The sequence below is a fragment of the Variovorax sp. GW821-FHT09B05 genome (genome assembly GCF_059418265.1).
The window spans coordinates 98,334-109,938 of the sequence record NZ_JBWKPN010000004.1 but is presented as its reverse complement, the minus strand read 5'-3'; the positions used below and the strand labels follow the sequence as shown (position 1 = coordinate 109,938).

General features: G+C 71.7%; 13 protein-coding genes. All 13 read left to right on the top strand.

What is annotated here, in order from left to right:
- The first annotated feature begins 3 nt into the window (after positions 1-3).
- The 13 genes from AC07RM_RS12270 (at position 4) to AC07RM_RS12210 (ending at position 11,593) form a co-directional block, all read left to right on the top strand.
- Positions 4-342 carry a YciI family protein gene (locus tag AC07RM_RS12270; protein WP_495334625.1) on the top strand — a complete coding sequence of 113 codons (339 nt, stop codon included), beginning with the start codon at positions 4-6 and terminating at the stop codon, positions 340-342.
- Between the two features lie 62 nt (positions 343-404).
- The gene (locus tag AC07RM_RS12265) at positions 405-938 is read left to right on the top strand and encodes a MarR family winged helix-turn-helix transcriptional regulator (RefSeq protein ID WP_495334624.1); all 534 of its coding nucleotides are present in this window, start codon (positions 405-407) and stop codon (positions 936-938) included.
- Between the two features lie 186 nt (positions 939-1,124).
- Positions 1,125-2,129 carry a tripartite tricarboxylate transporter substrate-binding protein gene (locus AC07RM_RS12260; RefSeq protein ID WP_495334623.1) on the top strand — a complete coding sequence of 335 codons (1,005 nt, stop codon included), beginning with the start codon at positions 1,125-1,127 and terminating at the stop codon, positions 2,127-2,129.
- 15 nt (positions 2,130-2,144) lie between these two features.
- The gene (gene hppD, locus AC07RM_RS12255) at positions 2,145-3,209 is read left to right on the top strand and encodes a 4-hydroxyphenylpyruvate dioxygenase (RefSeq protein ID WP_398491958.1); all 1,065 of its coding nucleotides are present in this window, start codon (positions 2,145-2,147) and stop codon (positions 3,207-3,209) included.
- A 4-nt stretch (positions 3,210-3,213) separates the two neighbouring features.
- A complete protein-coding gene (locus AC07RM_RS12250; RefSeq protein ID WP_495334622.1) occupies positions 3,214-3,537 on the top strand; it encodes a YciI family protein in 324 nt (107 codons plus the stop codon).
- Positions 3,538-3,544: 7 nt separating this feature from the next.
- Positions 3,545-4,723, top strand: coding sequence for a homogentisate 1,2-dioxygenase (locus AC07RM_RS12245; RefSeq protein ID WP_495334621.1), 1,179 nt, complete (start codon positions 3,545-3,547; stop codon positions 4,721-4,723).
- Positions 4,720-5,700 carry a fumarylacetoacetate hydrolase family protein gene (locus AC07RM_RS12240; RefSeq protein ID WP_495334620.1) on the top strand — a complete coding sequence of 327 codons (981 nt, stop codon included), beginning with the start codon at positions 4,720-4,722 and terminating at the stop codon, positions 5,698-5,700. The genes AC07RM_RS12245 and AC07RM_RS12240 overlap by 4 nt, the downstream gene beginning before the upstream one ends.
- Positions 5,697-7,076, top strand: a complete 1,380-nt coding sequence (locus AC07RM_RS12235; RefSeq protein ID WP_495334619.1) for an FAD-binding oxidoreductase — start codon at positions 5,697-5,699, stop codon at positions 7,074-7,076. The genes AC07RM_RS12240 and AC07RM_RS12235 overlap by 4 nt, the downstream gene beginning before the upstream one ends.
- 161 nt (positions 7,077-7,237) lie before the next feature.
- Positions 7,238-8,203 (top strand): ABC transporter substrate-binding protein, encoded by a 966-nt coding sequence (locus tag AC07RM_RS12230; protein WP_495334969.1) that lies wholly within the window; start codon positions 7,238-7,240, stop codon positions 8,201-8,203.
- Positions 8,204-8,221: 18 nt separating this feature from the next.
- Positions 8,222-9,148, top strand: a complete 927-nt coding sequence (locus AC07RM_RS12225; protein ID WP_495334618.1) for an ABC transporter permease — start codon at positions 8,222-8,224, stop codon at positions 9,146-9,148.
- Positions 9,142-9,936, top strand: coding sequence for an ABC transporter ATP-binding protein (locus tag AC07RM_RS12220; RefSeq protein ID WP_495334617.1), 795 nt, complete (start codon positions 9,142-9,144; stop codon positions 9,934-9,936). The genes AC07RM_RS12225 and AC07RM_RS12220 overlap by 7 nt, the downstream gene beginning before the upstream one ends.
- Before the next feature lie 125 nt (positions 9,937-10,061).
- Positions 10,062-11,237, top strand: a complete 1,176-nt coding sequence (locus AC07RM_RS12215; RefSeq protein WP_495334616.1) for an alpha-hydroxy acid oxidase — start codon at positions 10,062-10,064, stop codon at positions 11,235-11,237.
- Positions 11,234-11,593 carry a RidA family protein gene (locus tag AC07RM_RS12210; protein ID WP_495334615.1) on the top strand — a complete coding sequence of 120 codons (360 nt, stop codon included), beginning with the start codon at positions 11,234-11,236 and terminating at the stop codon, positions 11,591-11,593. Before AC07RM_RS12215 ends, AC07RM_RS12210 begins: the two co-directional genes overlap by 4 nt.
- Positions 11,594-11,605 lie beyond the last annotated feature (12 nt).

The window sequence follows — 11,605 nt, the reverse complement described above, 5'->3', positions numbered from 1 at the left end:
GCCATGCCCATCGCTCTCGATTGCCGCTATCGCCCCGGCGGCGCGCGGGACCGCCTGCCGATCCGCGCGGTCCACCTCGACTACATGATCGCGAACCAGGCGCGCGTGCTGCACGGCGGCCCGTCGCTGGCCGACGGCGAGCTGGTCGGCATGTACCTGCTGCTGGCCACCGACGACCCCGCGCAGGCCGACGACTTCCTGGCCGGCGAGCCCTATGCGCGCGCCGGGCTCTTCGCCGAGGTGCGGCGCACGCTCTTCACGGGCTACCTGCCCGAGCCGCGCGAAGGCTTCCTGCAGGAATTGCGGCGCGAGGCATCGCGCGGGGTCTCGGCATCGGACTGAGGCCGCGCGGCGTGCCTGCGCTAAAGTCCCCGGCCATGCCGTCCAAAGAGAGTGCCTCCCCCATGCCCCGCGATGCCGCCAGCGTTCAACCCGACGGCATCCTGCGCCTGAACGACTGGCTGCCCTACCAGTGCTCGGTCATCACGAACCGCGTGAGCGGCATGCTGGCGCGCATGTACTCGGAGGAACTCGGCATCGGCGTGGTCGAGTGGCGCGTGCTCGCCAACCTGGTCGCGTTCTCGCCGATGTCGGCGACCGAGCTGTCGGAGAGCACGGCCATGGACAAGGTCAGCATTACGCGCGCGCTGAACCTGCTCGTGACCAAGAAGCTGGTCTCGCGCCGCGTGGATGCCAAGGACCGCCGCAAGGTCGTGCTGCGCCTCACCAAGACCGGCGCCGACGCCTACGAGCGCGTGATGCCGCTGGCGCGCGCCATCGAGCAGGAGCTGACCAGCGCGCTCACGCCGCAGGAGCTCAAGACCGTGCAGGCGGCGATGCAGGTGCTGGTCGCGCGCGCCAATGCCACGCTGGACGACACGCGCGACTGGCGCGAGCTCGCGCCGGCCGACGCACTGCCGGCCGCCGCGGCCATCTGAATCCCGCGCGGCCGGCACCACGCCTCTCCCCTTGCGATCGATCCGCGCCTCGCGGAGGCACGCGCGCGCCCGCTTGCCGGCGAACCCACGGGCAGAAGCAAGAAATCAATTTCCAAAAGAAACAGTTTCACAATGAAATGAATAGGCCTAGAATCCGGCGCACCCCCTAAAAACAGGAGACAAGCCATGATTCGACGCCGCGACATCCTTGCCGGTTCGGCCTGCGCCACAGCGGGTGCGCTGATACCGGTCTTCCCCCTGGCGGCCGCCGCCGAAACCCCGCCCACGCTGTCGAAGACGGCGCGCATCGTGATGGGCTTTCCCGCGGGCGGCTCGGGCGATTCCATCGCGCGGCTGCTGGCCGAACGCATCAAGGGCAGCTACGCGCCGGTGGTGCTGGTCGAGAACCGCGTGGGCGCGGGCGGACGCCTCGCGATGGACCACGTGAAGGCGGCGGAGGCCGACGGCAGCGCGCTGGTGCTGGCGCCCGCCTCGGTGATGGTGATCTATCCGCACGTCTACAAGCGGCTGTCGTACGACCCGCTCAAGGACTTCGCGCCGGTGTCGACCGTGTGCACCTTCCAGTTCGGCCTGAGCGTGGGGCCGGCGGTGCCGCCCGAGGTGCGCACCGTGCAGCAGTTCGCGCAGTGGTGCAACGCCAATCCCTCGAAGGCCAGCTTCGGCTCGCCGGGCGAGGGCACGATGGCCCATTTCGCGGGCGTGGTGATCGGCAAGGCCGCCGGCATGAACCTCACGCACGTGCCCTACAAGGGCGGCGCGCCCGCCATCCAGGACGTGGTGGGCGGCCAGATCGCGGCCTCGGTCAACGTGCTGAGCGAGCCGCTGCCGTTCGCGAAGGAAGGGCGCATCCGCGTGCTGGCCACCACCGGCTCCGCGCGCTCGCCCTACCTGCCCGAGGCGCCCACCATGCGCGAGGCCGGCTTTCGCGACTTCGACATCCAGGAGTACTTCGCCGTCTGGGCGCCCGCCAAGACGCCGCTCGCCGTCGCGAACGCACTGGCCGCGCAGATCCGCGACGCCGTGGCCACGAAGGAACTGCAGGAGGCCTATGCCGCGCGCGCCTTCCTGCCGAGCGCGGTGACGCCGCGCGAACTCGACGCCATGGTGCGCGCCGACCTCGCCAAATGGGCGCCGATCGTGCAGTCCACCGGTTTTTCCATCGACAGCTGAAGCCAGGAGAATTCAATGACCCAGAAGGAACGTGCAGAGGTGCTCGGCACCGCGTTCATGGAGTTCGCAAGTCCCGACCCGCAGGCGCTGGCCGCCGTGCTCGAGCGCATGGGCTTTCGCACCGTCGCGCGGCACCGCGCGGGGCATGCGCTGCTGATGCGGCAGGCGGGTGTCGAGTTCATCGTCGGCACGCGCCACGATGGGCATGCGATGCGATTCGCCGCCCACCATGGCCCCTCGTGCGCCGGCATGGCCTTTCGCGTGCCCGACAGCGCGCGTGCGATGGCGCTGGCGCGCGAGCGCGGCGCGCAACCGCTCGACGCGGCGGCGACCTCGCTGCTGCCGGACTGCGCGCTGCAGGGCATCGGCGGCAGCGCGCTCTACCTGGTCGACGACGCGGCGCTCGCGGCGCTGCACGCGCAGTTCGAATTCGATCCGGCCGCCGTGCCCGACACCGGCGCGGCCTTCGCGCCCTTCGTGCGCGTCGACCACGTCACGCACTGCGTGCATCCGGGCAACATGCCCCAGTGGGTGGACTTCTACAAGAACATCTTCGGCTTCGAGGAGGTGTTCAAGTTCGTCGCCGGTGACGCCAGCAACGGCTTCGACACGATCGCGGTGCGCGATCCCGCGAGCACCGCCTGCGTGACCGTGGTGTCGCCCATGGGCCGCAGCTCGCAGATCCAGGAGTTCATCGACGAGTACAACGGCGAGGGCATCCAGCACATCGCGCTGTTCAGCGACGACCTCTACACCAGCGTGGAGCGACTGCGCGGTGCCGGCGTGGAGTTCCTGCCCACGCCCGCGGCCTACTACGACGCGCTCGACACGCGGCTGCCGGGCCATGGCGAGGACGTGGCGCGCATGAAGTCGCTGGGCATGCTGCTCGACGGCGCCGCCACCGGCGAGAACCCCGATGCGCGTGCGCGCTTCCTGCTGCAGATCTTCACGCGCAAGATGATCGGGCCGATCTTCTTCGAGGCCATCCAGCGCAAGGGCGACACCTCGTTCGGCGAGGGCAACGCCAAGGCGCTGTTCGAGGCCATCAAGCGCGAGCAGGCCGGCGCGGACGCGCACTGAGACCATGGCCTGGCTCGTCCGTTGCCTCTATCGCCCCGGCGGCGCGCAGGACCGCCTGCCGCTGCGCGCCGACCACATCCGCCACATGCTGGCCTGGCTGCCCCGCACCGTGTTCGGCGCGGCGCTGCTCGACGCCGATGCGCGCGAGCCGACCGGCATGGTGGTCGCGCTGTCGGTCGCCTCGCGCGCCGAGGCGCGGCGCTTCATCGACGCCGAGCCCTACAACCGCGCGGGCCTGTTCGCCACCGTCGAGCTCACGCCGCTGGTCCAGATGACCCCGCCCCACACGCCCGAATTCCTGCAGGCCGAACTGCGCAAGTGCCCGTGAACCGTCCATGAACAAACCCATCGTCCTTCCCGTGCGCGCCGGCATCGCCTCGCGCCAGGCCCACGCGGACATCCCGCCCGGCACCTACGAGCGCGAGATCGGCCGCGAGGGCTTCGGCGGCCAGGCCACGCACATGTACCACCGCCATGCGCCCACGGCCTGGCTGCGCTGGGACGGTCCGCACCGCCCGCGCGCCTACGACCTCAACCAGCTGCCGGCCGCCGCGCAGGGCCTCGACTGCCCGCTCGATGCGCCGCTGGTCGCGGGCAATGCCCACATGCGGCTGCGCTGCTGGAAGCCCTCCGCGCCCATGCGCCACCTGGCGCGCAACGCCGACGGCGACGAGCTGCTGTTCGTCCACGAGGGCGGCGGTGATCTCTACTGCGACTACGGCCACCTGCGCCTGCGCGACGGCGACTACCTGCTGCTGCCGCGCGGCACCGCCTGGCGCTACGAGCCCGCGGCGCCGTCCTTCCTGCTGCTGCTCGAAGCCACGGGCGACAGCTTCTGCCTGCCCGAGCGCGGGCTGCTCGGCGAGCATGCGCTGTTCGATGCCGGCGTGCTCGACGTGCCGCAGCTCGACGAGGCCTTCGTCGCGCAGCAGCACGCCGCGCGGCGCGAATGGGCCGTGCGCATCCAGGCGCGGCACCGCGTGTCCACGCTGACCTATCCGCACGACCCGCTCGACGCGCTGGGCTGGAAGGGCACGCTCGCGCCGGTGCGTCTCAACTGGCGCGACATCCGACCCGTGCTCAGCGCGCGCTACCACCTGCCGCCCTCGGCCCACACCACCTTCCTCACGCAGCGCGTGGCGGTCTGCACCTTCTGCCCGCGGCCGGCCGAGACCGACCCGGGGGCGCTCAAGGTGCCGTTCTTCCATTCGAACGACGACTACGACGAGCTGCTGTTCCTGCACGCGGGCCGCTTCTTCAGCCGCGACGGCATGGGGCCGGGCGCGATGACCTTCCATCCCGCCGGCTTCCCGCACGGGCCGCATCCCGCGGCCTATCGCAACAGCCTGTCGGCACCGCGCACCGAGCTGCACGAGGTCGCCATCAACATCGACGCGCGCGATCCGCTCGACATCGGCCCGGGCATGGCGGCCTTCGAGCGCGCGGAGCATGCCGACTCCTGGCGCGGCTACCTCGATGCGCCCGAAGGCAGGACCGAACAGGTGACCGCATGAGGCTCGCGACGCTGAACAACGGCCGGCGCGACGGCCAGCTCGTGGTGGTGTCGGCCGATGCGCGGCGCTGCCTCGCGGTGCCCGAGGCCGCGCCCACCTTGCAGGCCGCGCTCGACGACTGGGAGCATGCGGCGCCGCTGCTGCGCGCGGCCGCAGCCCGGCTCGACGCCGAGCCCGCGGCGGGCCAGCCGCTCGAACTCGCGGCGCTGCTGGCGCCGCTGCCACGTGCCTACCAGTGGGTCGATGCCAGCGGCTACCTGTCGCACATGGAGCGCGTGCGCCGCGCGCGCGGCGCCGAGATGCCGCCGTCGGCGCGCACCGAGCCCGTCATCTACCAGGGCCTGTCGGACCGCAACCTCGCCTGGTGCGAGGACATCCCCGCCGACCCGGCCTGGGGCGCCGACCTCGAGGGCGAGCTGGCCGTGATCACCGGCGACCTGGGTCCCGCGCCCACGCCCGAGCAGGCGCTGACCCAGGTCCGGCTGCTGGTGCTGGTCAACGACGTTTCGCTGCGCGCGCTGATCCCGGGCGAACTGGCCAAGGGCTTCGGCTTCTTCCACGGCAAGCCCGCGAGCGCCTTCGGCCCCTTCGCCGTCACGCCCGACGAGCTGGGCGCCGACTGGCGCGAGGGCCGCGCCTTCGGCCGCCTGCGCGTCGAGGTCAACGGCCAGGTGCGCGGCGAGCTGCGCACCGGCGATGACCAGGACTTCAGCTTCGTCGACATCCTGCGCTATGCCACCCGCACGCGCGGACTCGGCGCGGGCAGCATCGTCGGCGCCGGCACGGTCTCCAACCGCGATGCATCGCGCGGCGTGGCCTGCATCGTCGAGCAGCGCACGCTGCAGCAGCTCGCGGGGCAGGGGCCCGATGCGCTGGCGCCGTACCTGGTGCCGGGCGACACCGTGGGCCTGTCGTTCCACACCGACGACGGACGCGAGCTGTTCGGCCGCATCGAGCAGAAGGCGGTGGCCGCATGAACGATGCGACCCTGGCCTGCATCGACGACCTGCGCGGCTGGCTCGGCGAGCGGCTGTCCACGGCGCCGGCCGTGCGCGACCAGCACGGCCGCGACACCACCTTCCATCCGGTGATGCCGCCCGACGCGGTCGCGTTTCCGCAGAACGTGGCCGAGGTGCAGCGCATCGTCGCCACCTGCGCCGCGCGGCGCGTGCCGCTCGTCGCCTTCGGCACCGGCACCTCCTGCGAGGGCCACATCGCGGCGCTGCGCGGCGGCATCAGCCTGGACACGCGCGGGCTGGACCGCATCCGTGAGGTCCGCGCGGCCGACATGGACGCGACCGTCGAGGCCGGCGTGACGCGCAAGAGCCTCAACGCGCACCTGCACGGCACCGGCCTGCAATTTCCGGTCGATCCGGGCGCGGACGCATCGATCGGCGGCATGGTGTCCACGCGCGCCTCGGGCACCAACGCCATGCGCTACGGCACCATGCGCGAGAACGTGATGGCGCTCGAGGTGGTGCTGCCCGACGGCGAACTGATCCGCACCGGCACGCGCGCGCGCAAGTCCGCGGCCGGCTACGACCTCACGCGCCTGTTCGTCGGCGCCGAGGGCACGCTCGGCATCGTGACGGCGGCGACCGTGCGCCTGCATCCGCTGCCCGAGCACGTGGCGGCCGCCACCTGTGCCTTCGGCACGTTGCGCGCCGCGGTCGACACCGTGATCGAGACGCTGCAGGGCGGCGTGCAGCTCGGCCGCGTCGAACTGCTCGACGCGCTGCAGGTGGAGGCCGTGAACCGCTACTCGCGGCTCGGCATGGCGGTCGCACCCACGCTGTTCTTCGAATTCCACGGCAGCGAGCCCGAGGTCGCGCACCAGGTGAAGGTGGTGCGCGAGATCGCGGCCTCGCATGGCGGCCAGGACTTCGCGTGGGCGCACCGGCCCGAGGACCGCAGCCGGCTGTGGCAGGCGCGGCACGACATCTGGTGGGCCAACAAGGGCCTGCGCCCCGGCGCCGAAGGCCTGCCCACCGACGTCTGCGTGCCGATCTCCGAGCTGGCCGACCAGATCGAGGCCGCGCAGCAGGACGTGCAGGCCGAAGGGCTGATCGCGCCGATCTGCGGCCATGTCGGCGACGGCAACTTCCACCTGTGCTTCATGGTGGACCCGTCGGACGCCGCCGAGATAGCGCGCGTGAAGGCCGCCTATGCGCGGATGATCCGGCGCGCGCTCGCGGTCGGCGGCACCTGCACCGGCGAGCACGGCATCGGCCACGGCAAGGTCGAGTTCCTGCGCGAGGAGGCCGACGGTGGCTTTCGCGTCATGCAGGCGCTGCGCGCCGCGCTCGATCCGCTCGGCATCCTGAATCCCGGCAAGGTCACCGGGTTCCCCTGACAAGGCGTGAATAAACCTACTGCGCGCCCCGATTTCGCACCTGCGGTCCTCACCGTACAGAGTACGGCTCCGGTCCTCGGCGCGACCTCGGGGCGCTCGCTACGGTTTCTTCACACCTTGTGCGTTCGTCGACCCCCTCAACCCCTGGAGATCTCCCCATGATGAAACGCCCCTTCCGGGTGGCGCTGCTCGCGCTCGTCCTCGCTCCTTTCGCCGCGCTGCCGGCGCACGCCGCCGATGCGCGCGTCAGTGTCACGGCCATCGTCGACCACCCCGCGCTCGATGCGGCGCGCCAGGGCATCGTCGAGGAACTCGCCGCGGCCGGCTACGTGGTCGGCAAGAACCTGCGGCTGGACTACCAGAGCGCGCAGGGCAACACCGCGACCGCGGCCCAGATCGCGCGCAAGTTCGTCGGCGACCGGCCCGACGTGATCGTCGCGATGTCCACGCCCTCGGCGCAGACCGTGGTCGCGGCGACGCGCGAGATCCCGATCGTGTTCAGCGCCGTGACCGATCCGGTCGCCGCGAAGCTGGTCAAGTCGTGGGAGGCCACGGGCGGCAACGTCACGGGCGTGTCCGACCTGCCGCTGCTCGACAAGCACCTGGCCCTGCTGCGCCAGGCGTTGCCGACTGCCAAGCGCATCGGCGTGGTCTACAACCCCGGCGAGGCCAACTCCGTCGCCGCGATCGCGCAGCTGAAGAAGCTCGCGCAGCCGGCCGGCCTGAGCGTGATCGAGGGTGCCGCGCCGCGCACCGTGGACGTGGCGAGCGCGGCCCAGAGCCTGGTGGGCAAGGTCGATGCGATCTACGCGCCGACCGACAACAACGTGACCTCGGCCTTCGAGGCCCTGGCCAAGGTGGCGGACCAGGGCCGGGTGCCGCTGATCGCGGCCGACCCCTCGCTCGCGGCGCGCGGCGCGGCGCTGGGCATCGGCACCAACTACCACGACCTCGGCCGCCAGTCGGGCAAGCTGGTGGTGCGCGTGCTCAAGGGCGAGGCGCCCGGCAGCATCGCCTCGCAGGTGAGCCCGACGCTGGAGCTGTTCGTGAACCAGGCCGCGGCGCGGCGGCAGGGGCTGGCGCTGTCCGATGCGCTGCTCAAGTCCGCGACCCGCGTGATCGACTGAGCGCGGGCCGGAGCATCGATGTCCCTCATCGCTTTCCAGGGCTCGCTCGAGGTGGGCCTGATCTTCGCGCTGGTCGCGCTCGGCGTCTTCATCTCGTTTCGGGTCGTGAACTTTCCCGACCTGACCGTCGACGGCAGCTTCCCGCTCGGCGGCGCGGTGGCCGCGACCCTGCTGGTGGGCGGCTGGCACCCGCTGGCCGCGACGGTGGCCGCCTTCGCCGCGGGCGCGCTCGCGGGCCTCACGACCGGCTGGCTGCACGTCAAGCTCAAGATCATGCAGCTGCTCGCGGGCATCCTCGTGATGATCGCGCTCTATTCGATCAACCTGCGTGTGATGGGCAAGCCCAACGAGCCCTTGCTGGGCGCGTCGACGGTGTTCAACACGCCGCCGCTCGAGGCGCTGCCCGGGCCGTGGACCACCGCGCTGGTGCTGCTGGCCATCACGCTGGCGGTCAAGTTCGCGCTCGACCGCTACTTCGGATCGGAGGCCGGCCTGGCCATGCGCGCCACCGGCGGCAACGCGCGGATGGCGCGCGCGCTGGGCGTGTCGACCGACCGGCTGTCGCTGTTCGCGCTCGCGCTGTCCAACGGCATCGTGGCGCTGGCGGGCGCGCTGTTCGCGCAATCGCAGGGCGGAGCCGACGTGTCGATGGGCATCGGCACCATCGTGATCGGGCTGGCGGCCGTGATCATCGGCGAGACCCTGCTGCCCATGCGCAGCATCGCCTGGGCCACGCTCGGCTGCGTCGTCGGCGCGGTGCTCTATCGCATGCTGGTGGCGCTGGCGCTCAACAGCGACTTCATCGGCCTGAAGGCGCAGGACCTCAACCTCGTCACGGCCGTGCTGGTGACGCTCGCGCTCGTGATGCCGGCCTCGAAGCGTTTCCTGGCGCGGCGGCGCGGCGCCCTCGGCGCATCGAAGAAGAAGGAGGCCGGCGCATGCTGAAGGCACTGGACCTGCGCGTGACCTTCCACGCGGGCACGCCGATGGAGAACCGCGCGCTGCGCGGGCTTGACCTGACGATTCCGCGCGGCGAGTTCGTCACCGTGATCGGCTCGAACGGCGCCGGCAAGTCGACCTTGCTCAATGCGCTCAGCGGCGACCTGCTGGTCGACAGCGGCCGCATCTTCATCGACGAGGTGGAGGTCACGCGCCTGAGCGCCTGGCAGCGCAGCGCGCTCGTGGCGCGCGTGTTCCAGGACCCGATGGCCGGCACCTGCGAGGCGCTGACCATCGAGGAGAACCTCGCGCTGGCCTGGCGGCGCGGCGAGCGGCGCGGGCTGCGCGCGGCGCTGCGGGGCGAACTGCGCGAGCTGTTCCGCGACCGGCTGCGCAGCCTCGACCTGGGGCTCGAGCAGCGGCTCGACGACCGCATGGGATTGCTGTCGGGCGGCCAGCGGCAGGCCGTGAGCCTGCTGATGGCTTCGCTCAAGCCCTCGCGCATCCTGCTGCTCGACGAGCACACGGCCGCGCTCGATCCGAAGACCGCGGCCTTCGTGCTCGCGCTCACGCAGCGGATCGTGGAGGAGCAGCAGCTCACCGCGATGATGGTCACGCACAGCATGCGACAGGCCCTGAGCCATGGCTCGCGCACGCTGATGCTGCACGAGGGCCGCGTCGTGCTCGACGTGAGCGGATCGCAGCGCGCCGGCATGGACGTGCCCGACCTGCTGCAACTGTTCGAGCGCACGCGCGGCGAGGCGGTGGCCGATGACGCGCTGCTGCTCGGATGAACCCTGCGCGCATCGGGCTTTCGCGCGCCGCCGGCACGGCGCATGAAACATGCCGCGGCCTGCGCGCCGAAGGCCAAAGCGCCATTAAATATGCCGGCTGGACGGCTTAATATTTTCGTTCGACCATGACCCACTACCTGCAAGCGCACTGCATCGACGACTTCCGCGAACTGGCCCGGCGCGCGTTGCCGCGCATGGTGTTCGACTACATCGATGGCGGCGCGGGCTCCGAGTCGAGCGTGCGCGGCAACCGCAGCGCCTTCGACCGCGTCCGGCTGCTCGGCTCCGCGCCGGTCGACGTCTCGCAGCGCAGCACCGCGATGCAGCTGTTCGGCCGCGCGTGGACCCTGCCGTTGATCATCGGGCCCACCGGGCTGGCGGGCGCGGCCTGGCCCAGCGCCGATCGCTGCCTGGCGCGGGCCGCGCGCGCCTTCGGCATTCCGTTCGTGATGAGCACGGCCGCCACCGCGACCATGGAAGCCGTGGCCGAGGCGGCGCAGGGCAACGCCTGGTTCCAGCTCTACGTGTTCCGCGACCGCGCGATGAGCGCGCGCCTGATCGACCGGGCGCGCGACCTCGACTTCGCGGCGCTCGAGGTGACCGTGGACAACCCCGTCGCGGGCCGGCGGCTGCGCGACGAGCGCAACGGCTTCAGCCTGCCGCTGCGCTGGACCCCGCGCAAGCTCGCGAGCGTGCTCGCGCGGCCCGGCTGGGCCTGGCGCTCGCTGCGCGCCGGCGCGCCACGGCTCGAGCTGATGGCCGGCGAGCTCGGCCTGCAGGCCACCCACACCATCGCGCAGACCATGCAGGCCCAGCTCGATCCCTCGCTGGGCTGGGACGACATCGCCTGGGTGCGCGAACGCTGGCCCGGCAAGCTGATCGTCAAGGGCCTGCTCGATCCCGCGCAGGGCCGCCGCGCGCAGCAGCTCGGCGTCGATGCCATCGTGATCAGCAACCACGGCGGGCGGCAGCTCGACGGTGCCGTCGCGCCGATCGAGATCCTGCCCGAGTTCGCGAGCGAGACCGGCGGCCGCCTGCCGCTGCTGCTGGACAGCGGCGTGCGCACCGGCAGTGACATCGCGCGCGCGCTCGCGCTCGGCGCCACGGCCGTGCAGATCGGGCGGCCCACGCTCTACGCGGTCGCCTCGGGCGGCGAGCCGGCCGTTGCGAGGGCGCTGGCCCTGCTCAAGGAGGAATTCGAGGTCTGCCAGTGCCTGATGGGCGCCGGCAGCGTGGCGTCGATCGGCGCCCACATGGTGCGCGGGGCCGCGCCCGTGACGCCGCAAAAGGAGACGGCATGACTATCGAACGACTGCACACCGACGAACGCATGAGCCAGGCCGTGGTGCATGGCGGCATCGTCTATCTCTCCGGCCAGGTGGACCTGGTGCAGCCCGCGGCGACCGTGGGCGAACAGATGGCGCGCATCCTGCGGCGCATCGACGCGCTGCTGGCTCAGGCGGGCTCGAACAAGTCGAGGCTGCTGAGCGCCACCATCTGGCTCGCCGACACCGACGGCTTCGCCGAGATGAACCGCGCGTGGACCGACTGGCTGCCGCCAGGATGCGCACCGGCGCGCGCGACCGTGGGTGCGCGGCTCGCGCTGCCCGCGCTGCTGGTCGAGGTGGCCGTGATCGCCGCCACCGGCACCGACTGACATTCCTTCCCT